At 38.7% G+C, this 25,160-nt stretch carries 24 protein-coding genes; 14 read left to right on the top strand and 10 right to left on the bottom strand.

Annotated elements, in window-relative coordinates; genetic code table 11:
• Positions 1 to 17 precede the first annotated feature (17 nt).
• The gene (locus DEU42_RS01065; RefSeq protein ID WP_114756426.1) at positions 18 to 3,257 is read left to right on the top strand and encodes a vitamin B12 dependent-methionine synthase activation domain-containing protein; all 3,240 of its coding nucleotides are present in this window, start codon (positions 18 to 20) and stop codon (positions 3,255 to 3,257) included.
• Between the two features lie 100 nt (positions 3,258 to 3,357).
• A complete protein-coding gene (gene metF, locus DEU42_RS01070) occupies positions 3,358 to 4,314 on the top strand; it encodes a methylenetetrahydrofolate reductase [NAD(P)H] (RefSeq protein WP_114756427.1) in 957 nt (318 codons plus the stop codon).
• 454 nt (positions 4,315 to 4,768) lie between these two features.
• Here metF and gldA read toward each other — a convergent pair whose 3' ends face one another.
• The gene (gldA, locus tag DEU42_RS01080) at positions 4,769 to 5,674 is read right to left on the bottom strand and encodes a gliding motility-associated ABC transporter ATP-binding subunit GldA (RefSeq protein WP_114756429.1); all 906 of its coding nucleotides are present in this window, start codon (positions 5,672 to 5,674) and stop codon (positions 4,769 to 4,771) included.
• Between the two features lie 61 nt (positions 5,675 to 5,735).
• Here gldA and DEU42_RS01085 point away from each other — a divergent pair, with 61 nt between their 5' ends.
• From DEU42_RS01085 to queA, 10 genes are all read left to right on the top strand, one after another.
• Positions 5,736 to 6,842, top strand: coding sequence for a bifunctional 3-deoxy-7-phosphoheptulonate synthase/chorismate mutase type II (locus DEU42_RS01085; RefSeq protein WP_114756430.1), 1,107 nt, complete (start codon positions 5,736 to 5,738; stop codon positions 6,840 to 6,842).
• A 20-nt stretch (positions 6,843 to 6,862) separates the two neighbouring features.
• Positions 6,863 to 7,834, top strand: a complete 972-nt coding sequence (gene rsgA, locus DEU42_RS01090) for a ribosome small subunit-dependent GTPase A (protein WP_114756431.1) — start codon at positions 6,863 to 6,865, stop codon at positions 7,832 to 7,834.
• Entirely contained in the window at positions 7,834 to 8,286 is a 453-nt protein-coding gene (dtd, locus tag DEU42_RS01095) for a D-aminoacyl-tRNA deacylase (protein WP_114756432.1), read from the top strand. Before rsgA ends, dtd begins: the two co-directional genes overlap by 1 nt.
• A gap of 48 nt (positions 8,287 to 8,334) precedes the next feature.
• Complete coding sequence (locus DEU42_RS01100) at positions 8,335 to 10,236, top strand: DUF3857 domain-containing protein (RefSeq protein ID WP_114756433.1); 1,902 nt, start codon at positions 8,335 to 8,337, stop codon at positions 10,234 to 10,236.
• A gap of 13 nt (positions 10,237 to 10,249) precedes the next feature.
• Positions 10,250 to 12,187: a DUF3857 domain-containing protein gene (locus tag DEU42_RS01105; protein ID WP_114756434.1), complete on the top strand. Its 1,938-nt coding sequence runs from the start codon at positions 10,250 to 10,252 to the stop codon at positions 12,185 to 12,187.
• A gap of 3 nt (positions 12,188 to 12,190) precedes the next feature.
• Positions 12,191 to 14,119: a DUF3857 domain-containing protein gene (locus DEU42_RS01110; protein ID WP_114756435.1), complete on the top strand. Its 1,929-nt coding sequence runs from the start codon at positions 12,191 to 12,193 to the stop codon at positions 14,117 to 14,119.
• Between the two features lie 91 nt (positions 14,120 to 14,210).
• Entirely contained in the window at positions 14,211 to 14,537 is a 327-nt protein-coding gene (locus DEU42_RS01115) for a nucleotide pyrophosphohydrolase (protein WP_114756436.1), read from the top strand.
• Between the two features lies 1 nt (position 14,538).
• The gene (locus tag DEU42_RS01120; RefSeq protein ID WP_114756437.1) at positions 14,539 to 14,754 is read left to right on the top strand and encodes a hypothetical protein; all 216 of its coding nucleotides are present in this window, start codon (positions 14,539 to 14,541) and stop codon (positions 14,752 to 14,754) included.
• Positions 14,755 to 15,978 (top strand): 3-phosphoshikimate 1-carboxyvinyltransferase, encoded by a 1,224-nt coding sequence (gene aroA, locus DEU42_RS01125; RefSeq protein WP_114756438.1) that lies wholly within the window; start codon positions 14,755 to 14,757, stop codon positions 15,976 to 15,978. It begins immediately after the preceding gene.
• A 142-nt stretch (positions 15,979 to 16,120) separates the two neighbouring features.
• Complete coding sequence (gene queA / locus DEU42_RS01130; protein ID WP_114756439.1) at positions 16,121 to 17,170, top strand: tRNA preQ1(34) S-adenosylmethionine ribosyltransferase-isomerase QueA; 1,050 nt, start codon at positions 16,121 to 16,123, stop codon at positions 17,168 to 17,170.
• Between the two features lie 47 nt (positions 17,171 to 17,217).
• Here the strand turns inward: queA and DEU42_RS01135 are convergent, their stop codons facing one another.
• Entirely contained in the window at positions 17,218 to 17,949 is a 732-nt protein-coding gene (locus DEU42_RS01135) for an SIMPL domain-containing protein (protein ID WP_114756440.1), read from the bottom strand.
• 85 nt (positions 17,950 to 18,034) lie between these two features.
• Between DEU42_RS01135 and kynU the strand changes: the two genes are divergently transcribed.
• The gene (gene kynU, locus DEU42_RS01140; protein ID WP_114756441.1) at positions 18,035 to 19,318 is read left to right on the top strand and encodes a kynureninase; all 1,284 of its coding nucleotides are present in this window, start codon (positions 18,035 to 18,037) and stop codon (positions 19,316 to 19,318) included.
• A 31-nt stretch (positions 19,319 to 19,349) separates the two neighbouring features.
• Here the strand turns inward: kynU and DEU42_RS01145 are convergent, their stop codons facing one another.
• The 8 genes from DEU42_RS01145 to DEU42_RS01180 form a co-directional block, all read right to left on the bottom strand.
• The gene (locus tag DEU42_RS01145) at positions 19,350 to 20,267 is read right to left on the bottom strand and encodes a YARHG domain-containing protein (RefSeq protein WP_114756442.1); all 918 of its coding nucleotides are present in this window, start codon (positions 20,265 to 20,267) and stop codon (positions 19,350 to 19,352) included.
• Positions 20,264 to 20,836, bottom strand: coding sequence for a DUF2306 domain-containing protein (locus DEU42_RS01150; protein ID WP_114756443.1), 573 nt, complete (start codon positions 20,834 to 20,836; stop codon positions 20,264 to 20,266). The genes DEU42_RS01145 and DEU42_RS01150 overlap by 4 nt, the downstream gene beginning before the upstream one ends.
• 189 nt (positions 20,837 to 21,025) lie before the next feature.
• Positions 21,026 to 21,529: a DinB family protein gene (locus DEU42_RS01155; protein ID WP_114756444.1), complete on the bottom strand. Its 504-nt coding sequence runs from the start codon at positions 21,527 to 21,529 to the stop codon at positions 21,026 to 21,028.
• 81 nt (positions 21,530 to 21,610) lie between these two features.
• Positions 21,611 to 21,985, bottom strand: coding sequence for a VOC family protein (locus DEU42_RS01160; RefSeq protein ID WP_114756445.1), 375 nt, complete (start codon positions 21,983 to 21,985; stop codon positions 21,611 to 21,613).
• Positions 21,986 to 22,014: 29 nt separating this feature from the next.
• Positions 22,015 to 22,440 (bottom strand): VOC family protein, encoded by a 426-nt coding sequence (locus DEU42_RS01165; RefSeq protein WP_114756446.1) that lies wholly within the window; start codon positions 22,438 to 22,440, stop codon positions 22,015 to 22,017.
• A gap of 29 nt (positions 22,441 to 22,469) precedes the next feature.
• Positions 22,470 to 22,991: an SRPBCC family protein gene (locus tag DEU42_RS01170; protein ID WP_114756447.1), complete on the bottom strand. Its 522-nt coding sequence runs from the start codon at positions 22,989 to 22,991 to the stop codon at positions 22,470 to 22,472.
• A gap of 6 nt (positions 22,992 to 22,997) precedes the next feature.
• Entirely contained in the window at positions 22,998 to 23,525 is a 528-nt protein-coding gene (locus DEU42_RS01175; RefSeq protein ID WP_114756448.1) for an SRPBCC family protein, read from the bottom strand.
• 24 nt (positions 23,526 to 23,549) lie between these two features.
• On the bottom strand, positions 23,550 to 23,993 hold the full coding sequence (locus DEU42_RS01180; protein WP_114756449.1) for an SRPBCC domain-containing protein: 444 nt from the start codon (positions 23,991 to 23,993) through the stop codon (positions 23,550 to 23,552).
• A gap of 199 nt (positions 23,994 to 24,192) precedes the next feature.
• On the opposite strand from DEU42_RS01180, the gene DEU42_RS01185 reads away from it, so the two are divergent.
• Complete coding sequence (locus DEU42_RS01185) at positions 24,193 to 25,158, top strand: GlxA family transcriptional regulator (protein ID WP_114756450.1); 966 nt, start codon at positions 24,193 to 24,195, stop codon at positions 25,156 to 25,158.
• The last annotated feature ends 2 nt before the right edge of the window (positions 25,159 to 25,160 follow it).

A 25,160-nucleotide genomic window follows, 5' to 3' on the forward strand; every position in this document is an offset into this window, starting at 1 on the left:
TTTAAATTACTATATACATGATTGATAATAATATAACCGAAAACGAGAATTTTAACGAGATTTCAATAGCTCCCCCTTCGGGGGCGGGGGGGGCTAGGTATTTAAAGTTATCTGGTCTGGAGCCTTTAATCGTAACTCCGGAAAGCAACTTTGTAAATATAGGCGAACGTACTAATGTTACGGGTTCGCGCAAATTCCTCCGTCTTATTAAAGAAGAAAAGTATGAGGAAGCGCTGGATATAGCCCGTGCCCAGGTAGATGGAGGTGCGCAGATTATCGATGTCAATATGGACGAGGGGATGCTGGATGGCGTGCATGCCATGACTACGTTCCTGAATCTTATCGCATCTGAGCCGGATATTGCTCGTGTGCCTGTGATGATCGATAGCTCTAAATGGGAGATCATCGAGGCAGGTCTAAAAGTAACTCAGGGTAAAAGCGTGGTGAATTCCATAAGCCTTAAAGAGGGGGAGGAATTATTTATAGCTCATGCTAAAAAAGTAAAACGTTATGGTGCTGCCGTAATTGTTATGGCCTTTGATGAGGTAGGCCAGGCAGACACTTATGAAAGACGTATTGAGATATGCAAACGCTCGTATGATATACTGGTTGATAAAGTAGGCTTTGCACCCGAGGATATCATTTTTGACCCGAATATATTTCCTGTGGCAACAGGCATGGAAGAGCACCGCAAAAATGCGCTCGATTTTTTTCTTGCTGCCAAATGGATTCGTGAAAACCTGCCGTATGCCCACGTGAGCGGAGGAGTGAGTAATGTTTCATTCTCTTTCCGTGGTAATGATAAGGTAAGGGAAGCGATGCACTCGGCGTTTTTATACCATGCCATTGCGCACGGTATGGATATGGGGATCGTAAATCCGGAAATGCTTGAGATCTACGACGAGATTCCGAAAGATCTTTTGGAGCATATCGAAGATGTATTGCTTGACCGACGTGATGATGCTACCGAACGCCTTTTGGCATTTGCTGAAAATGTAACCGGAGGTGCTAAGGTAAATGAAAAGCAGGCTCAGGAATGGCGCTCGCTTCCGGTACAGGAAAGGCTTACGCATGCGCTCGTAAAAGGCCTTGACGAATTCATCGAGATTGATGTTGAGGAGGCAAGACAGCAGGCATCGAAACCTATTGAGGTTATTGAGATCAACCTGATGAATGGTATGAATGTAGTGGGTGACCTTTTCGGAAGCGGAAAAATGTTCCTGCCACAGGTAGTGAAGTCGGCGCGTGTAATGAAAAAAGCGGTGGCTTATTTGCTTCCGTTCATTGAAGAAGCAAAAAGACAAGCCCCCTCCGCCCCCAAAGGGGGAACTCCCAAGCAGGACGTCAAAGGAGAACTCTATTGGAAAACGGCTAATCCTGTTAATTACGGACTCTTAAAAGAGTTTTGTAAAACAATGAGGAATATACCCACTGAAGCTGAAAAAGTTTTATGGGAGGCGTTAAGTGGTAAGAAGCTTGAAGGGTATAAATTCAGGAGACAACATATTTTAGGGAATTATATAGCCGATTTTATTTGTCTTAAAGAAAATATCATTATTGAGGTTGATGGATTAATTCATCAATTACCTGATAATATTGCGAGCGATATTGAAAGAACAAAATGGCTTGAAGAACAAGGCTACAGAGTTATAAGGTTTACAAATGATGAGGTTATAAACAGGCTAAATGAAGTATTGGATAAAATAGTGTCCGAGTTAGCTGCAAACAAATTAACGGCTGAGTTGGAAGCTCCCCCTTCGGGGGCGGGGGGTGCTGGGAAGATATTAATGGCAACAGTTAAAGGAGATGTTCACGATATCGGTAAAAATATTGTTGCGGTGGTTTTAGGTTGTAACAATTTTGAGATAATTGACCTTGGCGTAATGGTACCACCCGAAAGGATCATTGAAGTGGCTGTTAAGGAACAGGTTGATATTATTGGTCTTAGCGGACTGATCACGCCTTCACTTGACGAGATGGTGTACCTGGCTAAAGAAATGGATAAGCTGAATATCAGTATTCCGATAATGATAGGCGGGGCTACTACTTCGCGTGCGCATACTGCTGTTAAGATAGCTCCTGAATACCGCGAAACCGTGGTGCATGTTAACGATGCATCGCGTGCTGTGACTGTTGCAGGTAATTTACTGAATACTGCCACTAAAAGGGATTATTCAAAGAGCATACGTGAAGAATACGATAAGCTTCGTGAAGGTTATCTGAACCGTTCACGCGACAAGGACTTTCTGAGTATTGAAGATGCCCGCCGAAATAAGCTGCAACTGGACTGGGATGCGTTTACTCCGGTAACACCTAAGTTTACAGGGGTAGAGATAATTGAACCACATCCGTCGGAACTGGTTGATTTTATCGACTGGACACCTTTCTTCCAAACTTGGGATTTGCACGGTAAATATCCCGCGATACTGAATGATGAGGTTGTGGGCGAACAGGCTAAGGTGCTATTTGCTGATGCACAAAAAATGCTGAAGCAAATGATAGACGAGAACTGGCTTGAGGCTAAAGGTATTTATGGGATCTTTCCTGCCAATACAGTAAATGATGACGACATTGAGATAAGCCCCCTAGCCCCCAAAGGGGGGACAGGAACAGGTTCAGTAGCTCCCCCTTCGGGGGCGGGGGGGGCTGTGCGTTTCCTAACACTAAGGCAGCAGTCACAAAAGACAAAAGGTGCACCTAATATTGCGCTTTCGGATTTTATTGCGCCAAAAGACACCGGTAAGACCGATTATATGGGGGCTTTTTGCGTAACTACCGGTTTCGGTGTTGACGAAAAAGCTGCCGAATTTGAAGCAGAACATGACGATTACAACGCTATCATGGTTAAGGCACTCGCTGATCGATTAGCTGAAGCATTCGCAGAATACCTGCACTTAAAAGTACGTAAGGAAATTTGGGGTTATGCATCGGATGAGGTGCTAAGTAATGATGAACTGATTAAGGAGCAGTATGAAGGTATCCGTCCGGCACCGGGCTATCCTGCCTGTCCTGACCATTTAGAGAAAAAGACCATCTGGCAACTGCTGGATGTTGAGCATAAAATAGGTGTATCACTAACCGAAAGCCTTGCCATGTGGCCGGCTTCATCGGTATCGGGATATTATTTTGCGAATCCGAAGAGTAAATACTTTGGACTCGGAAAAATAAAAGAAGACCAGGTTGTTGATTACGCCAAACGAAGAAATATAAGTACAGACGAAGCCACAAAATGGCTTAATCCTAATATAGCTGAATAAGCCCCTTCCAACCTCCCCAAAGGGGAGGGGAGTGTGGAAATGCTGAAATGAGAATATGAGTATTAACGATATAAATTTCCCCTTTGGGGGATAGGGGGCTATGAAAGTAACAGAGCACATAGAGAATGCCAATGGCAAACCACTTTTTTCTTTTGAGATACTGCCTCCCCTAAAGGGACAGAACATCCAGTCTATTTTTGACAGTATTGACCCTTTGATGGAGTTCAATCCTCCGTTTATAGATGTGACCTATCACAGGGAAGAGTACGAATTTAAAGAACTGCCAAGCGGTTTGCTGGAAAAAAAGATAGTAAAGAAACGTCCGGGTACGGTAGGGATCTGCTCGGCGATACAGAATAAGTATCAGGTAGATGCTATTCCGCATATACTATGTGGTGGTTTTACCAAAGAAGATACAGAGAACTTCCTTATTGATCTTGACTTTTTGGGGATTGAAAATGTAGTAGCGCTGAGAGGCGATGCTGTAAAGAGTGAAATTTATTTTAAGCCGGAAAAAGAAGGTAATCATTATGCATCGGAACTGGTTACACAGATAGCCGACCTTAATAAAGGTATTTATCTTGATGCTGATTTACAAAATACATCGGCGACGAGTTTTTGTATTGGTGTAGCGGGCTATCCGGAAAAACACATGGAAGCACCAAGCCTTGACAGTGATATTCACTTCCTTAAACAGAAAATAAAGAACGGAGCATCTTACATTGTTACGCAGATGTTCTTTGATAACCAGAAATTCTTCGACTTTGTAGCAAAATGCCGTAAGGAAGGAATTACAGTGCCTATCATTCCGGGACTAAAGCCCATTGCAACTAAGAAGCAATTGAACCTTATTCCGCACCGCTTTAAGGTTGACTTGCCTGATGATCTTATTATGGCTGTGGTGAAAGCAAAAGATAATGATGCTGTACGACAGATAGGAATTGAGTGGTGTACCGAACAAAGTAAGGAACTGGTAAAAGCCGGAATTCCGGTACTGCATTATTACTCTATGGGTAAGGCAGAAAATGTAAAAGCTATCGCATCAGCGATATTTTAGATAATTGTTTGTTTGTTGTTTGTATAAGAAAGCCTGGCGTTAGCGTTGGGCTTTTTATTTTTTCAATACACCTACAATTAAAAAAATACAACTCAACAATACTATTGGCAGTATCAAATGAAATAAAAAATAAGCTCCGACTGGGTATTTATCTATCAAGGGATATCTTCCTGTATACTTGTCAATGATCTTATTGGCCTGTTTTTTTCTGAAAAGAAAAAAATGGTTGAGACAAATATGTAAAACCCAGGCAAAAAAAATAAATGGTTTTATCTTCTCATAGTTATACCAATCAATTTTTCCTGATTTACTGAGCTGATCTAGTATGAATGTTGGGCAGAACAATAACATCCACTGAAAACCTACAAAAGATATTTCAGCTTTAGACCATGTTGGATCGTAATCATTTTTGATAAGTGTAATTATATAATATAGTCTTTTCATAAAAGCAGCACTACTTCTTCTTCGTCATTTCCCTGAATACGGTCTCAAGATTTTTGCTCTTAAGCGATAACTGAAGCGTTTTCAGGTTATTAGCCTGTGCGAAGTCGAATACTGCAGGGCGCATATCGTTATCGGCTTCAAATGTAAGTTCCCAAACATTACCTTTTGTATTCACGGCTGAGGTAAGGTTTGTAAGGCTCTGAAGTGAAGATTTGTTTACGGCCTGGTCAAATTCTACTTCAATTACCTGAGCTTCTTTGTGGTCTTTTACAAGGTTGCCAATTTCTTTATCGGTAACAATTTTTCCGTGGTTGATGATGATAACCCTGTCGCAGATGGCCTCAACTTCCTGCATGATGTGTGTAGAAAGGAAAACGGTTTTGTCTTTACCAATGTTCTTAATAAGATCGCGTATCTCTACAATCTGGTTAGGGTCAAGTCCGGTAGTAGGCTCATCGAGGATAAGTACTTCAGGGTTGTGAAGTAATGAAGATGCAAGACCTACTCGCTGACGGTATCCTTTAGAAAGTGCACCAATTTTTTTGTGGGCTTCAGGAGTAAGTCCGGTTAGCTGGATAACCTCTTCAATACGCGATTTGTTTACTTTGTAAACATCGGCGTTGAATTCAAGATATTCCCTTACATATAAATCTAAGTATAATGGATTGTGTTCCGGAAGGTAACCAACCGATTTCTGAACCGCTTTTTCTGCTGTAGCTACATCTGATCCATTTACCAGTGCTGTGCCACTATCGGCATTAAGGTAAGTGGTCAGGATTTTCATTAGGGTAGACTTTCCGGCACCATTTGGCCCCAGGAAACCTACAATTTCTCCTTTGTTTACAGAAAATGAAACAGCATCAAGCGCTTTTTGTTCGCCGTAGCTCTTAGAAATATCCTTTACCTCGATTGACATAGCCTTTGAATTTGAAACAAAAGTAGTAAGAAAACATTAAATTTGTGGTAGATTTCAAAAAATGGAAAATAATACAGAGATGAGAACGTGGCTTGACGAATTTAAAGCGTCTAAGCCTTTGATTATAGCAGGTCCCTGCAGTGCCGAAACCGAAGAGCAGGTATTAGATATTGCCCGTCAGCTTAAAGATTCAGATGTTAGTATTTACCGTGCCGGTATCTGGAAACCCAGAACGCGTCCGGGAGGTTTTGAAGGTGTTGGTGCTATCGGACTGAAATGGCTGCAAAAAGCAAAAGCAGAAACCGGACTGCCTATGGCAATTGAGGTGGCAAATGCAACCCATGTAAAATTAGCCCTTGAACATGATATAGATGTATTGTGGATAGGTGCACGTACAACAGTGAATCCGTTTGCGGTGCAGGAGATTGCCGATGCGCTTGCAGGTACCGATAAAATTGTACTGATAAAAAATCCGGTAAATCCTGATTTGAGCCTTTGGCTGGGAGGTGTGGAGCGTTTGTATAATGCGGGTATCAAAAAGCTTGGTGTAATACACAGAGGTTTTTCTACTTATGAAAAAACGAAATACCGTAACATACCCGAGTGGCAGCTTGCCATTGAACTTCATGAACGTTTTCCTGATTTGCCGCTGATAGGTGATCCATCTCATATAACAGGTCGTCGTGACATGATACAGGAAGTAGCCCAACAGGCACTGAACCTGAATTATGACGGACTGATGATTGAAACACATAACGATCCTGAAAAGGCCTGGAGTGATGCTGCCCAGCAGGTTACTCCGGTAAGGCTAAAGGAGATATTGGAAAGTCTTGTGGTGCGTAAAAAAACGGATGAAGACAGTGCTTTTAATAAAGAGCTAGAGAAACTAAGGTTACGTATTGATGAATATGATTCAAAACTTATTCAGGTATTGGGGCAAAGAATGCGTATTGCGGATAAGATAGGGGAGCTTAAAAAAGAAAATAACGTTGCTGTATTGCAAACCCAGCGCTGGAAACAGATACTGGAAAGGATGAAGGCAGAAGGGCTTCCTGAAAACCTTGGTGAAGAGTTTATTTTGGATTTGTTCAGAGCGATACATCAGGAAAGTATTGCGCATCAGGAGAAAATAATAGGAGGTAAAAAAGATGAGGATAACGGCCAATAATAATTGGCTATCTTTGCGCTATGACAGGATTGGTTTATAAATCTACCGGGAGCTGGTATACTGTAAGGACAGAAGAGGGAACTTTTTACGAATGCCGTATAAAAGGGAAATTCCGTATTAAGGGTATTAAGAGTACAAACCCCGTTGCGGTGGGTGATATTGTTGACTTTGACCTTGATGAAACTTCTGATACCACTACGGGGCTTATCCATAATATACAGGAAAGGAAAAATTATATTATCCGTAAGTCGGTAAACCTGTCTAAACAGGTGCATATAATCGCTTCAAATATTGATAAGGTTTTCCTTTTGGTTACTATAAACAATCCGCCTACAACTACAAGTTTTATCGATCGTTTTCTGGTAACCGCCGAAGCATATGGTATTGAAGCTATTCTTGTTTTCAATAAGATAGATACGTTTGACGACGCCATGCTCGATGAGCAGCTGTATCTTCAATATATTTACAGTAACATAGGCTACAAATGCCTGCGGGTTTCATCTACCCAACAAAAAGGTATTGATGAGCTTAAAGCAGAAATGAAGGATAACGTTAGTATGTTCTCGGGACATTCGGGAGTTGGTAAATCTACACTTATCAATACACTGCAGCCAAATCTTAACTTAAAGACTAAAGAAATATCCGAACAGCACAGCCAGGGACAACATACCACTACTTTTGCAGAAATGTTTGATCTTGATTTCGGAGCTAAAATTATTGATACTCCCGGGATTAGAGGTTTTGGGATTGTAGATATGGAAAAAGAGGAGATAGGCGATTATTTTCCTGAATTCTTTGCCCTGAAAGACCAATGCAAATTTAACAACTGCCTGCATAAGGAAGAGCCGCATTGTGCCGTAAAAGAAGCGCTTGATAACGATGAAATTGCCTGGTCGCGTTACAATAGTTATTTGCAAATGCTGGAAGGTGATGAGGATCATTACCGCACTGATGCCTATGCAGATGGCAGAAATAAGGAGGAGCAGGAATAATGAGGGCAGTTATACAGCGTGTAAGTGAGGCATCAGTAACTATTGAAGGAAAAAGAGTAGCTGATATAAAAGCAGGACTACTCATCCTTGTTGGAATTGAAGATGCCGATACTCAGGAAGACATCAACTGGCTTTCTGCCAAAATAGTAAAGCTTAGGATTTTTGGTGATGATGAGGGGCTTATGAACCGTTCCATAGAAGATATTAATGGTGATGTAATAGTGGTGAGCCAGTTTACACTTCATGCGGCTACCAAAAAGGGCAATCGCCCGTCATATATCCGTGCTGCAAAGCCGGATATTGCCATTCCGCTTTATGAAGCATTTGTACTGCAAATGGAAAAAGACCTCGGAAAAAAAGTACAAACAGGTGAGTTTGGGTCTGATATGAAGGTAGCACTTATTAACGATGGACCGGTGACAATAATCATAGATACAAAAAATAAGGAATAAATATTTTCGTGTTAAAAAAATATTATTTTTGGGCAAACCAATCCAATTATGATATTTAGAATTTTATTACCCTTATTGTTTCTGTTTCAGTCTGCTTTTGCTCAGGAAAGCGATTTGACTGTAGCAGGAATTCCCGAAAACTTAAAAGAAAATGCCGATGCTGTTGTAAGGCTGAACAAAATTGATGTAGATATTTCTTCAAGAAAATCTATGTCGACCAAACAAACCAGGATAGTAACTGTTATTAATGAAAATGGGCTTGACGCGATTGATGCCTATGAATATTTTGATAAATCATCTATTTCAATAAAGTCAATTGAGGCTATAATCTTTGATGCTAAAGGAATGCAACTGAAAAAGATTAAGAGAAAAGACTTTAAAGATCTTTCTGCCTCTGGAGGAGCAATGTTCACCGATAGCAGAATACTCAAATTAGATTACACGCCTACTCAATATCCTTTTACTATTGTTTTTACAAGTGAAACAGAAAGTTCTAATACTGCTTTTCTGCCGAAATGGCTCGCAATAGCAGGTAGTAATACTTCGATGCAGAAGAATGTCATCAAGATTAGTTGTGTTGCAGATTTAGGCTTTAAATACAAAGAATATAATTTTGAAGGAGTTCCTATACAAAAAGAGCAATCAGCTAATACGGTTAGCTTCATTGCGGAAAATATACCTGCACTAAAAGATGAAGATTATTCTCCTTCAATAATGAAAGTAACACCTTATGTTTTGTTTGGACTTGAGAAGTTCCATCTCGAAGGAGTCGATGGTGACGCCAAAGACTGGGAATCATTTGGGACTTGGTATTTTAACAAAATACTTGCGGGTACTGACGAAGTTTTGCCGGAAACGGTTGCTAAAATTCAAAGTATAGTTGGGGGTGAAACTGATCTTGAAAAAAAGGCAGCGTTAGTATATAATTACGTACAGTCGAAAACAAGATATGTTAGTATTGCTTTGGGGATTGGCGGATGGAAACCAATGGCGGCAAAAGACGTTGACAGGCTTGGGTATGGCGATTGTAAAGCACTTAGCAATTATACCCGTGCCTTACTAAAAGCAGTAGGGGTGGAGTCTTATTATACCATTATATATGGTGATAGGCATAAACAGGATATGCAGGAGGATTTTGTATCAATGCAGGGAAACCATATTATACTTGCTGTACCAAATAAAGATAAAATGATTTGGTTAGAATGTACCAATCAGGCAATTCCGTTTGGTTATCAGGGAAGTTTTACAGATGATAGGTTGGCACTTATAGTGAAACCACAAAAAAGTCAGATAATAAGAACTGGTATTTACACTTCAGAAAATAGTATTCAGAAGTCTAAAGGCAACTATAATATATCAGATAAAGGTACGATTAATGGCAGTGTAATGATTGTAAGTACAGGGATACAATATGAGAGTAAATATTTTCTGAGTGAAGAGTCTAAAGAGAATAGGGATAAGTTTTATAAATCTGCATTTAGGAATATAAACAACCTGAAACTCAAAAAGACTGATTTAAAAAATGATAGGGAGCTTAAAGAGTTTACCGAAGATATAGTATTTGAAGCTGAAGGGTATTGTAATAAATCAGGAGACAGACTCATCTTCTCTGTAAATGCTTTTAACCAATATTCATCGATCCCTCAACGCTATCGAAACAGAAAAAATCCTTTTGAGATACTAAGGGGGTTTCTGGATAGTGATGAAATAGCAATTGATCTTCCGGAAGGATATAGTATTGAGTCTAAACCTGATGATGTTATTATAAAAGACAAGTTTGGAGAATATACGGCAAAATATACAATTTCAGAGTCAGGTACAATTGTTTATACAAGGAGTCTTTTAGTAACTCCGGGATATTATGCTAATAATGAATATGAAAATTTCAGGCAGTTCAGAGAAAAGATAGCAAGAAACGACAACGCTAGAATTGTGCTTTTAAAAAAATAACTCCAACCAATCGATGAAACTAACCAATACTATGCTGCTTTTCTTAAGCTGTATTTTTACTGTTGCAGCTCAAAATTTTAAACCCGCAAAAATCACCAAAGAAGATTTACTGCAAAAAGTACATCCTGTGGATACTTCTGCATCAGCGGCAATGCTTCACAAACTGGGTAAAACTTATTTTGCTATAAGTGGGGACCATTGGGAACTTGTAACAGAAGTCAATATACGAATCAAAATTTACAAAAAGGAAGGATACGAGTACGCTAATCAGCAGGTTTCTTATTATACTGGGGGAAAAACTATACGAGTTGATTTTAGTGATGCCTATACCTACAATTTGAAAAATGGTGAGGTTGTTAAGACAAAACTAAAGAGTGACGGAGAATTTAGAGAAAAAATAAATGAAGAGTATGAGCGTAGAAAAATAACTTTGCCGGATGTTAAGGAGGGAAGTATTATAGAATATACATATTCTATAAGATCACCATATTTTTCAGTGTTTAGGGATTGGTATTTTCAGGATGAAATACCAATTGATTATGTTGAATATACTGTAGCTGTACCCCAATATTTTGTTTATAACAGGTACTTGGCAGGATATCTTAAGATTGAAAAGACTGAAACAAAATATAATACTCCAATGGGTAGAAGTTATCAGGAATACATTGATACTTTTTGGGCAAAAAACGTAAAAGCAATAAAGGATGAAGCTTTTGTTTCTAATGTTGAAAATTACATGTCTATACTTAAACACGAGCTGTCTTCGACTAATTTCAGTACAGGAATACAAAAATATTCTACAGATTGGGCATCAGTGGCAAAAACCATTTATGATAACGAGCATTTTGGAAAGGAGCTAAATCGTGATTCATACTATAAAGAGGATCTTACAAAGTTGTTATCGGGCATTACAACTCCTGATGAAAAAATGAATACGATATTTGGTTATGTAAAAAACAGAATGCATTGGGACGGCGATAATGATTATTATTGTGATAAAGGTGTAAAAGCTGCTTATGAGAGTAAAAGTGGAAACGCTGCAGAAATTAACCTTATGCTTACAGCAATGCTTCGTGATGCAGGGTTAAAGGCTGATCCGGTTCTTGTAAGCACACGTACCAATGGAATCGCGCTTTTTCCAACATATTCAGCATATAATTATGTGGTAGCTGGGGTAGAGACTGATAAAGGTACTGTATTGCTTGATGCGACAAGTAAATATACTGTGCCTGATATACTGCCTGTACGAGCGCTCAACTGGCAGGGAAGAATGATAAGAAAAGATGGCGCCACTAAAGAAATTGAATTGAGGCCAAAGAAAAATTCAAGAGAAGTAATAGGGATGTCTGTGGTAATGGACAAGGATGGTAGTGTAAAAGGGAAAATGAGGGATCAGATGTTCGATTATTATGCCTACACTTTTAGAGAAGATTATGCTGAAATGAATGAGGACACTTATATCGAAAAATTAGAGAAAAGATATGCAGGTCTTGAGCTTGGAGAATATAAAAGAACAGGTGCAAAAGAAATGGATAAGCCGGTACTGGAAGAGTACGATTTTATGCATAAAGAGGTGGCTGATCTTATTGGAGATAAGATTTATTTTAGCCCAATGCTTTTCCTGCATAGAAAGGAAAATCCTTTTAAGCAGGAAGTTAGAGAATATCCGGTTGATTTTAATTTTACCTGGCAGGATAAATACATGATAAATATTACCATGCCGGAAGGTTATGTAATTGAGTCGCTTCCAAAAGGCGTTAACGTAGTTATGGAGGAAAATATAGGTAGTTTTAAATATAATGTTATTGCCCAAAACAATATTATTCAGGTTATGATTGTTTTTGATATGAATTACGTAAACATATCTAAGGATTATTATAAAACGCTAAAAGACTTTTATCAGAATATAATTGAAAAGCAAAACGAGAAAGTCGTTCTTAAAAAGGCATAACAAATGAAAAAAGGTATTCTTATTTTTCTTTTTTTTCTTATTTGCTTTCAGATGTCTTCACAAGTGTTTAAACTTGGTGGCGTGACTGTAAAAGAGTTGGAAGAAACAAAGCACCCTTTTTATAAGGATGCAGATGCGGCATACCTTTACAAGAAAGGAGAGACCTATTTTGAAATAATCGGAGGAAGCTTTAGGACAGTAACCGAGGTTGCTGTGCGTTTGAAGATATATACAAAAGCAGGATATGGATATGCCAATGTGAATATACCCTATTATGCGGGAAGGACTTCTCAGAAGGTAAAATTCAGTGATGTTTGTACTTATAATCTTGTAAATGGCAGTGTTGAAAAAACAAAACTCGGATCTGATGGCAAATTTGAAGACGAGATTGTTGATAATTTTAAAATCAAGTCTATAGTTATGCCTAATGTTAAAGAAGGTAGTGTTATTGAATACAGGTATAAGATTATTAATCCTTTCATGACTATAAGCGACTGGAATTTTCAGGAGAAGATACCGGTAAATAATGTTGAATATCAGGTTTCTATTCCCGATTATTTTGTTTATCACAAGCAAATTAAAGGCTTTGTACAAGTGACAAAATTGAGCAAGCCAAAGAAAAAGAATAATAGTTTTTCTGAAAACATAACGGTATACTATGCTCATAATGTAATGCCTTTTAAAGAGGAAACCTATGTAGACAATATCAATAATTATATGTCTATACTGGAGCATGATATGGTTAAGGCTCAGTTTCCAGGGGAAATGCCCCATTATTTTGCAGGCAATTGGCAAGTGCTTTGCAGAAATATCTACGAAGATGAGTCTTTTGGTGGTGAGTTAAATGGTACTTCTTATTTTAAAGAGGATGTAGATATGTTACTTAAGGATGTGCCTCAGGATAAAAAGTTGGATACGCTATTTAGTTTTGTAAAAGACAGGATGACTTGGAATGAGGTTGAAACAGAATTTTGTAATAAAGGAGTTAAAAAAGCATATTTGGAGAAAACTGGGAATTCGGCAGAAATTAACCTGATGCTTACGGCCATATTGCGCTATGCCGGATTTGATGCAAATCCTGTTTTATTGAGTACGCGTGGTAATGGACAATTAATATATCCGTCACCTTCTGCTTTTAATTATGTAGTGGTAGGTGTGACTATCAATACTGAGATTATACTTCTTGATGCGACCAGTAAAAATACTGTTCGCGGATTGTTGCCACTAAGGGCACTAAACTGGATCGGCAGAATGGTGAAAGAGAAAGATATGAGTATTGAAGTAGACCTCATGCCAAAAGAGAAATCGGCTGAAATGATTTCAGTAGCGGCTGAAATTGATGTGGAAGGAAGAATAACAGGGAAGGTAAGGAATCAGTACATTAACCATCTAGCTCATCTTTTTAGGGAAAGTTATAGTGAGAGTTATAAGGAAAAATATGTTGAAGAACTGGAAAAGAGTTATCAGGGTATTGAAATAAACGACTATCAGACATTAAATCTAAAAGATTTGTCGAAACCTGTTGGTGATGACTATAGTTTTGCGCATAATAACATCATGGACGTAATTGAAGATAAACTTTATTTTAGCCCCATGCTTTATTTTGTAGAAAAAGAAAATCCTTTTACTGCTGAGAAGAGACAATATCCTGTGGATTTTATGTTTCCGCATCAGAAAAAATATTTATTTGCTATTAAGCTGCCGCAAGGATATGTTGCAGAAACTATTCCGGCTTCTGTAGTTTATAATATGGGTGAGAATATAGGTAGCTTCAAATACCAGATTCTCGCTGATGATAACATGATACGCTGTAATATAACATTTGATATCAATTATGCTAATGTTAATCAGGATTACTATCCTATACTAAAAGATTTCTATTTTAAGATGATAGAGAAACAAAATGAGAAGATAGTTCTGAAAAAGGCTTGATATAAAAAACACCACACTGGCGGTGTTTTTTTATGATATGATGTTTGGAAGGAAAATCATAATTTTACAATCCTAATAACAGATAAATACGATGGATATCAAAAACGCACAGCTTGACGTAGATAACTGGATAAAAGAACACGGTGTTCGTTATTTTAATGAACTTACCAATATGGCCCAGCTTTCAGAGGAAGTAGGTGAAGTAGCCCGTATTATTGCACGCCGCTATGGTGAGCAGAGCGAAAAAGAAAGCGATAAGAATAAAGACCTTGGTGAGGAACTTGCCGATGTAGTATTTGTGGTTCTTTGTCTTGCTAATCAAACAGGGGTAGACCTTCAGGCTGCTTTTGATAAAAAAATGGATATAAAAAGCAAACGCGATCACGACAGGCATCATAACAACGAAAAGCTGAAATAATATGCGATTAAAAATTGCCCAGTTTTTTGGAGGTATAATTCTTTACTCAATATTTGGAGCATTAATGGTATGGATATCAGGAGTTGGGTTTAAAGGACAGTGGACTTTTCTCAGTATCTGGATTGTAGGCATTTCATTAATGCATGTACTTATTATTGAGCCTATGCGAATGAAAATGGCCAAAAGAAAAGCTGAATTGCAAAAAAAGAAGCAATAAATGGATATACGCCTGCATATATCAAAAAATATTATTTCTGAAACTATAAAGATTTCCGGTAGTAAATCTGAGACAAACAGGCTTTTACTATTACAATCTCTTTACCCCGGGATTACAATTGAAAATGCATCAGAATCTGATGATAGCGAAGCGATGCGTAAAGCACTTGCGGGCAATGACTATGTAGTTGATATACACCATGCCGGCACTGCAATGCGTTTTCTTACGGCATACTATGCCATACAGCAGGGCAGGGAAGTAGTGCTTACGGGTTCGTCCCGAATGAAGGAACGCCCTATTGGTGTGCTTGTAGATGCTTTACGAGCCCTTGGTGCTGATATTGAATATACTAACCACGAAGGATACCCACCACTAAAAATTATAGGTAAAAAACTAACCGGTACATCTGTAAATATAAAAGCCAATGTGAGTAGCCAGTACATTACTGCTTTACTTTTAATTGGAGCTAAACTTGAAAGCGGACTTGAAGTAATTCTCGATGACGAAATTACATCGCGTCCCTATCTCGAAATGACACTTTCACTATTGAGGGAAGTTGGAATTAAATCATCTTTTCAGGATAATGTCATTAAAGTAAGTCCGGCAACTAACAACCAACAACCAACAACCGTTATTGTAGAGAGTGACTGGAGTTCAGCTTCTTATTTTTATTCCATAGTTGCCCTTTCGGAAATTGGTACATCGGTAACATTATCGTCATATAAAAAACAAAGCTTACAGGGAGACAGAGCCCTGGCAGATATTTACCAAGATCTTGGTATAACTACTGAGTTTAAAGAAAGTACTTTAACGTTGAGTAAAACCAATAACCCAAAACCCATAACCCGAAACTTAAAAGATACTCCTGATTTAGCACAAACAATAGCCGTGAGCTGTTTTGGGTTAGGAATTGGCTGTAATCTTACAGGATTGCATACGCTAAAGATAAAAGAGACCGACAGGCTTGAGGCACTTAAAACAGAACTTGAAAAACTTGGTGCTGAAGTTGTGGTTACTAATGATACACTTTTTCTGAAGCCCTCTTTAGCAATAAATGCGGAAATCGCTATTGAAACCTATAACGATCATCGTATGGCAATGGCCTTTGCTCCTTTGGCAATTAAAGTACCCATAAAAATTAAAGATGCCGAAGTGGTTTCTAAATCTTATCCGGCCTTTTGGGAAGATTTAAAAAAGGTGGGTTTTGAAATAAACACGTTGTAAGCTCTCCTAAATAGCTGTTTTTTAATTACTGGAATAAATAAATGCAAAAAGACTTGACAACGCCTGTTTGGCAATAGTATATTTGCACGCAATTAAAGCGGGCGGCAAGTAAGCCGTAACTGCCTAAAAATAAAAACAGAACATGAAATTATCTAACTTCAATTTCAACCTGCCAAAAGAGCTTCTTGCCGAATTCCCTGCAGAAAACAGAGATGAGTCACGCCTTATGGTGGTAAACAGGAAAACAGGAACTATAGAGCACAGACTCTTTAAGGATGTACTTGATTACTTTGATGAAGGTGATGTAATGGTACTTAATAATACTAAGGTTTTCCCTGCGCGTCTTTATGGTAACAAAGAAAAAACCGGTGCAAGAATTGAGGTTTTCCTTTTAAGAGAGCTTAATTCAGAGCAACGTCTTTGGGATGTTTTGGTTGATCCTGCAAGAAAAATAAGGATTGGTAATAAACTATATTTTGGCGATGACGATTCTCTTGTAGCAGAGGTTATCGATAATACAACTTCAAGAGGTAGAACACTTCGTTTCCTTTACGACGGTTCTTATGAAGAATTCCGTAACAAACTTACTGAACTTGGTGAGACTCCAATACCTAAATATATTAACCGTGAGGTAGTTCCTGAAGATGCAGAACGTTACCAAACAATTTACGCAAAAGAGGAAGGTGCTGTAGCAGCTCCTACTGCCGGTCTTCACTTTTCCAAGCACCTGCTTAAGAGACTTGAGATAAAAGGTATTGATTTTGCTGAAATCACGCTTCACGTAGGTCTTGGTACTTTTAACCCTGTTGAGGTTGAGGATCTTTCGAAACACAAAATGGATTCTGAGGAGCTTATCATCACTCAGGAGGCTTGTGATATCGTAAACAAAGCTAAGACAAGTAAACATAAAGTATGTGCTGTAGGTACTACTACCATGCGTGCTATGGAAAGTTCGGTATCATCAGCTAAAACGCTTAATCCTTATGTTGGGTGGACAAACAAATTCATCTTCCCTCCATACGACTTTAGCGTTGCGGATTGTATGATCACTAACTTCCATACACCAAAATCAACACTGCTTATGATGATCTCAGCCTTTATGGGTCACGATCTGATGAAAAAAGCATACGAAGAAGCGGTTAAAGAAGAATATCGTTTTTACACTTACGGAGATGCAATGCTTATTCTGTAATTGATAATAATAAAAAGAAAATCCTGCCATTGGCAGGATTTTCTTTTTTAATCAACCTGGTAGGCTAATTTTACGGTAATGTTTGCTGTTTTCTTCTTTGCTGAGGTATTAAACGAACCTCCCCAGGAATATTCTTCAGATGAGTTTTGGGCTATGATCTGAAAAACGCCCATGTCACTCTTTTTTAGATCTCCTAAAGATGAGCCTGCATTTTCAGCAATGCTTTTTGCACGTGAATGCGCATCTTTGGTAGCTTCAGCTATCATTTTTATTTTCAGTTCGGCTAGCTTCGTGTAATAATATTCTGGTGGGTTAGAATAAAATTCTACACCCGAATTTATAAGTTGTGATACTTCGCGCGATATACTTTCTACTTTATCTACTTCTTTAGATTCAATAGTTACATTTTGGGTAAGTGCAAACCCGCTAAAAGTTTGTTGTCTCATATTACCATTGCTATCATATTGATATTGAAACTCCTTGTTTATAGACACCGCAGAAAATACAATTTCTTCCTCTTTTATACCTTTTGAGGTAAGGTATTTTCGGATTACTTCACGGTCCTGATCAAGAGCAGCATAGGCATCACGAAGAACGGGATTTTTTTTGGTGAACGATCCGCTCCAAACAATGAGGTCAGATACAAAATCTTGTTTGCCCAATCCTGTTACACTAATAGTGTCGGCAGCACGATTACGGTTTTGGAAAGCATTTGAGAATAAGTAGGCGGCAATAATTATTGCTAAAGCCGCGACAATTGTATTTGCAAGATACTTCATAAAGTTTTTTATATAAAAATACGTTTTTCCTGATAACGTTATAGTTACTTTATTTAGTATTTTTGCAGCCTACAAACAAACTATAATGGATTTTCAAAATACACGCGAATTCGCACAACAGCTTGACGCTAAAGATAAGCTCGCAAAATACAGGGACGAGTTCCATTTCCCACATGTAAACGGAAAGCAGGTTATTTACTTTACGGGTAACTCGCTTGGGCTTCAGCCGAAAAGGACTAAAGCTTATGTTGACGAAATTATGGACGACTGGGCTAAACTTGCCGTAGAAGGACATTTCTATGCAGATAAACCCTGGTGGGATTATCATGAGCGTTTTGCAGCTCCGCTTAGTAAAGTGGTAGGTGCATTACCTTCTGAGGTTACTGTAATGAATACCCTTACGATTAACCTACACCTTATGATGGTTTCTTTTTACCGTCCTACAGCTAAGAGATTCAAAATCATTTGTGAGGAGAAAGCCTTCCCAAGCGATCAGTACATGATCAAAAGCCAGGTGAAATTTCACGGACTTAATCCTGAAGATGCTATCATAGAACTTAAAAGAAGGCCGGGTGAACACAACATCCGTCTGGAAGATGTTCTTGCAAAGATTAATGAGGTTGGAGATGAGCTTGCGCTTGTACTTATAGGTGGTGTAAACTATTATACAGGACAGGTTTTTGATATGAAAACCATAACTAAAGCAGGTCAGGATGCCGGGGCTTATGTAGGCTGGGATCTTGCGCATGCTGCAGGAAATATAGCACTTGAATTACACGACTGGAATGTAGATTTCGCTGCCTGGTGCAGCTATAAATATATGAACTCAGGACCGGGTAATGCTTCCGGAGCTTTTGTACATGAGATGCACCACAACGATATGGATCTAAATCGTTTTGCAGGATGGTGGGGTCATAACAAAGAGCGTCGTTTCCTTATGGAGCCAAACTTTGATCCGATCCGTGGAGCAAACGGCTGGCAGGTGAGTTGTCTTCCGGTAATTGCGCTGGCACCATACCTGGCATCGGTTGAGATGTTTGATGAGGTGGGTATGCCTGCTCTTATCCAAAAACGTGACCTGATCACTTCTTACCTTGAATTCATTCTGGGGGAAGTTGATAAAGAAATTAACGGTAACTTTGAAGTAATAACGCCAACTGACCCTGCACAAAGAGCTTCGCAAATATCCGTGTTCCTTCATGGAGAAGGAAGGTCTTTGTTTGAATACCTGATGAAAAATGGTGTTATAACCGACTGGCGTGAGCCTAATGTTATCCGCCTTGCTCCGGTGCCGTTGTACTGTTCTTTTGAAGACATGTACGAATTCGGACAGATATTGAAAGAGGGGATTTTATCTCACAGGAAATAAATAAAAATGGGAAGCAAGTGCTTCCCATTTTTTATCTACCAAAAGTATCGTAATGGTCAGTGGCGTATTCTTCCATACGTTTTAGCAAAGCGATATTTTGTTTTTCGAGCACAGTTAGGTCTTTATCCACATTATTAGAAACAGGGACATACCAGTCGCTGAATTCAAAAAAATAACGCAGGGAACTTTTCTTAAACGAATAACCGTGACGGGCGAAAACACAGTTTCTTACGATTTCAAGATCAAGCTTTCTCAGGTTTTTAAGCGATTCTTCGGTTAGGGTATCGGTTGAGGCATTAATGTGGAATATTTCATCAGATGCTACTCTGTATATATCTTCAAGGTATATATGCTCTTCGCCGTCCTCGTCAGTAACGGTATCCTGGCGTTGTAAAGGTGTATCCCATTCTACTATTGCGTCATCAAGCTCTTTACTAAGCATAAAGTGGGGGTTGTATACAAACTGTTTCTGAACCAGTTTTAGTTTCTTTTTCGGGATGATTTTCTTGTTGGGTTTATAGATGATCCAGCTTCCGTGCAACGTGTCGTTAGTAAAGGAGAGTTCAAACCTGCCATCGTCTTTTGCTTTACCGGGCTCATCCAGAGTTACAAAAAGATTGGCTCCCATTTTCGTAAGAATTCCTTTTAGAGGTCTTTGATTTCCTCCTACGATGCTCTGCCCAAAGATAGAGTCATTGTGTATCCTGTTGATTTTAATCGTGATTTTTTTAGGTCCATCTTCATAACCTGTATCTGTCGTGTCGTCTTCGTTCCTTACATAACTGTCATATTCCGGCTGAAGAGTTCCTGTCCATAAGCCATACAATTCTTTATGCGATTCCTTCGGTACTTCTACATAGGCAAGCGGAGCCTTGTTTTTCATTTCATCTTCCTTTTTACAGGAAATCATAAGGGTAAGCAGACAGGCTGCCAATAATAATTGTTTCATGTTTTTATTTTGGATTGGTTGTATATAATCAATTCGGCAATAAGCAGGTTAGGAATCCAGCCCAGCCAGGCTATTATCTGGTAGTTGTCCATTGGAGGCATCTGGAAAAAGTATACTAACACAACTTTCCATATACGCAAAGTTATAGCAGAAAGACATAAACTATAACTACGGATCATCCAGTTACGGTGCGATGCAAATTCACGTTTTTTTATCTTTTGCATGGCTATAAACGTAGATAACCACCAAAGGAGGCTAAGTATTGTAAATGAAACTTTTGACCATAATCCTCCATTTGCGTAAAATCCCATGTAAAGACCACTTGGTGCAGCAAAGGCTAAGAGAAGGAAAGCGTATTGATAGCCTGAAAAACGATGGATGAGACGCCAGGTTTTAGAGTGATTGTTGAAAAACTGAAGGAACCCAAATAAGAGTACAAATATACTGGTATATACATGTGCGTAGAAAATATAGCGGTACTCAGGTAATGTTTCAATTTCTGTTTGCTTGATCTTTAAAAAAGAAGCTGTGGTGCTATAGGGTACATAATACAGCGTTATCCTTAGCATTAACCAGTAAAAATATAAGAAGACGGAAATTAGCAGTAAATTCCACCGTAAATAAAAACCTGCATGTATTTTTAGCTGCTTTCTATTCATTGCTTCAAATGTACACAAAAAGCCAAAAATATAAACAGACAGTCTCCAGTCTCCGTTTACAAATCTGTGCTGCAAACGGAAACTGTCATTAAAAACTATTTACTGTAGCTGCTCGCGAATATTCTTCATCTGATGGTTGTGCCTAATGGTATGATAGGTAATAAAGTAAAGTGTTTCCAGCTTAGTAATTCCATTTAACGGATGTCCCTCGGGTAATGGAGCCATTTCTTCCAGTTTGGAATTCTTTGCAGCTTCAGTCATTTTATCTTTGGCACTTTCAAGAGAATCCTTAAGCTCTGATTGATTGTAGTATTTGTCTTCGGGCAAGATGAAATCAGGCGATTTCATCTTGTTTTCATAGTTCAGGAATATATCTTTTAGCCACTGGGCTTTCTCTTCCGGATTCCTGTCAGCCTGTTGTGAAGGGGTATACAGCAGCTCGTCCATTCCTTTTATAGATTTATAGAGATGCTGTGCAACCTGAGCTGTTGTCCAACTGCCCTCAAAAGGGATTTTATTTATTTTTTCTTCATTCAAAGAAGAGAGAAGCTGTAAAGTTTCCGTTAATGCAGCATCCATTTGATTGATGATTTCTTTAGGCATAAAATTCGTTTTTTGATTGATGATTTGATGTTTTTAGTTTAAGGATCAATGCCTCATAATTTTGAATACTGGAACTGTCTATTATTCCAGTACTGATAGTATATTTCCGGCGGGGTCTTTAAACCAGGCAATTTTTGGTCCGCCCCCACGAAAAATGTTATCAGGGTCGGTTTTAAGGTTCTCAAAGTCATAGGTTTCAAAAACAACCCCTTTATCTTTAAGCTGTTGTACAGCCTTTTCAATATCAGCTACAGGAAAGTTCAGTACTGTAAAAGTTGCAGGTTCGTGATTTGGCTTTGGATATAGAATAATGGGATTATTGCCTTTTGTATAGACCTCGAGAATACCCATCTCGCCGTCCTTTACAATTAGTCCCAACACATTACCATAAAAAGCTTTTGCCTTTGCGGTGTCATCTACCGAATAACCGCTGAATGCTTTAGTATCTTTAAACATGACTTTAGTAGTGGTTGAAAGACGATATTTTATGACTGATATTTTTCACTATAGCTTATCATCCATTGTATCTGATACTTGTCAGTAAGCATGCCGTAGTAATCGCCCCAAAACATATCGTTCATAGGCATGGTAGCTTTACCTCCTGCACTAAGGCCATTGTATACCCTGTCAGCCTCTTCGCGGCTGCTTACATTTACACTTATCGACATATTAGTACCGGCAGTAACCTGCTCCATAGATTTTGGGACATCGGTACCCATAAGAACATTCGATCCTATAGGTAATGCAATGTGCATAATGCCGTTCTTTTCAGTTTCGGGCATGTTTTCACAACCGGGCGTATCGCCAAAGCGCATTACCATGGCAAATTCACCGCCAAAAATGCTTTTGTAAAAGGTGAAAACTTCTTCGGTGTTTCCGTTAAAGTTCAGGTACGGGTTTAAAGAATTCATAATATTATAGATTAATTGTTTGTTTGCTTTTATCTGTTTTCCAGTATTTTCTTCAGGTCGTTAAGACTAATCGACATATCGTTACGCAGCACATTTTTCATCAGAGCTGTCATCAGGTTTAACGGATATGTGCTTTTGCCGGTCATGCGCCATACTACCTTTGTGCTATGTTCGCTTTCTGCTTCAGTAGTCATGTAAAAATGAGCGATGCTCTTAAAAGGCCTTACAAAACGAACCTCGGTAGTTATGCGTTCGCCATCAATAATTCCGGTTATTTCCTGTTCACCTTCACCGGCTTTGTTGTTCCCGTTCCAGGCGTAGATGTAGCCAACATTACCATCAACTCCGGTAAGGGTCTTTTTGATATTAGGATCGGTTTTTACCCATTTGCTGTATTCTTCCTGATTGTTTATGTATTTAAGGTAATCGAATACTTCGTGTTTTGGCTTGTTTACTATGGTCAGGGCTTCAACAGCATATTCTTTAGGTATAAAAAGAGCTATTATGGCAGGAATTGCCAGTATAATCAGTAGTATCCAGATTACGATCATATCGAATTATTTTTCAAGGTTGTTTCTTAGATTAGTAAGTCCCTCTTCAAAGGCACCACCCAATTGTTTGTTCATAAAAAGGTTCATGATATTCATAGGATAGTTGCTGTAACCTTTCATGTTCCATATTACTTTAGTCCCACCAGTGGTATCTTTTGTGGCCATGTAGGTATGTGCATCTCCATCAAACGGACGTATGAATTTAAGATCCATATCTACACGCTCACCTTCGCTAATTGCTGTTATTTGCTGTTTGCCTTCACCTACCTCATCATTACCATCCCAGTGGTATATAAAACCTACGGTCCCATCAGTACCTGTAAAATTTTTTTTCATTGTTGGGTCTGCCATATTCCAAACGCTATAGTAATCCTGATTTTTAATGTGTTTTACATAGTCAAATACTTCGGCTCTGGGTTTGTTAACTACGATTTCGCGGGTAACATCATATTCTTTATTTATAAATAAAGCAATGACAAATGGCAGTGCCACAAGAATTACAATTACAATAAGGATTCTTTTAAGTATTTTCATAAGAGGGTTTTTATATTATTAGGTTTATTTTTCAGAAAGCTTTTTAATAATTACAAGGGCTTTGTCCCACATATCAGCCATCATATCGGCATATTCTTCAGAACAGGCTGATTCGATATCAAGTTTTGTCCCTTCAGCAGTTTCTGATAGCCAATAGGTTTCACGATTGCCTTTTAATTGTTTGGCTTCGGCACTTTCAAAATCGTCTTTATGATCTTTTACCATACCTTCTGGTTCAATAGATAAGGTTTTCATAGGTACATTTTCAGCTATCTTCCCAATCATGCCAAAACCATTTTTGTCGACAACCCTGTATTTGCTTCCGGGCGACCAGTCGGTTTCTACTTTAAGGTCTTCGCCAAATTCGGCATACCATTCTTCTATATAAGGAGATTCAAGCAATACCTGCCATACTCTCTCTGGAGAGGCTTTAAGATTTACTGTTTTATGTATGATTTTTGCACTCATGATTTTTTAAATTTTACTGATTTTTAGTGAGATGTTATATTTTTAAAAAATTAACATCTGAATTGTAAATGTGTTTGTTTTGAGTTACTTATACAAAGTTAAGTTAAACATTTTATAGACATGGTGTTATAAAAGTCAACCAAAGGGGGTATTTGAGACAAAAACAGTATATTTGTTACTGACCTCTAATCTTATCGATATGCAATTAGGAATTCTATTGACTAAAGATCACCGTCTGCTAAGTGTGGCGGCACTACTTGACGTACTTGAAACGGCTAATCGTTTTTATCGGAATGAAGGCGATAAGGAGCCTTTTGCCATAAGCCTGCTTCATCAGTCAGGAGAGGAAAGTGTATCTTATTCAGGGTATCTTTCAAAAACAGCGGCAAAAGAGGAGCAATACGGCTTAATACTCATTCCTGCTTTTACAGGAGATAACCTTTCAGGGTCGTTAAAAGCCAATATGGCCTGGATACCCTGGCTGCAAAAAGAATATAAATCGGGTGCCGCGGTAGCAAGTTTTTGTACCGGTGCTTTTCTACTGGGAGCCTCAGGGCTGCTGGATAACAAACCTGCAACTACACATATTAATGCCGAAAAATCTTTTGCAAAACTATTTCCTTTGGTACAGGTGCAGGCTGAAGCCGTGGTTACCGAAAAGGATAGGGTGTTTACCAGTGGAGGAGCAACTAATACGTTTCACCTTCTTATGCGCCTGCTTGAAATTTATTGCAACAGAAAGGTAGCGGTAAAAGCGGCGAAAGTTTTTTCTATTGATATGGACCGTAACAGGCAAACTTATTTTGGAACATTTGCCCCTGCCGAAGATCATGGAGATGATTTGGTTAAAAAGGCTCAGGAAGAGATACAAAAGAATTTTAATACGGCAAATACTATTGAAGAACTCATTGCCGATGTGCCTGCAAGCAGACGTAATTTAGTGCGTCGTTTTAAGCAGGTTACCGGTATAACGCCTATAGAATACCTACAAAAAACCCGTATTGAAGCTGCAAAACAAATGTTAGAGCAGTCACGCTATAGTATACTTGAAGTAATGCTCGAGTCGGGGTATAATGACCTGAAAACATTCAGGACACTTTTTAAAAAGAATGTGGGCATGACTCCTAAAATGTACAGGGAAAAATTTAGTGGGCAGTTGGTGTAAAC

The organism is Flavobacterium sp. AG291 (assembly GCF_003350375.1).
Classification (GTDB): domain Bacteria; phylum Bacteroidota; class Bacteroidia; order Flavobacteriales; family Flavobacteriaceae; genus Flavobacterium; species Flavobacterium suzhouense.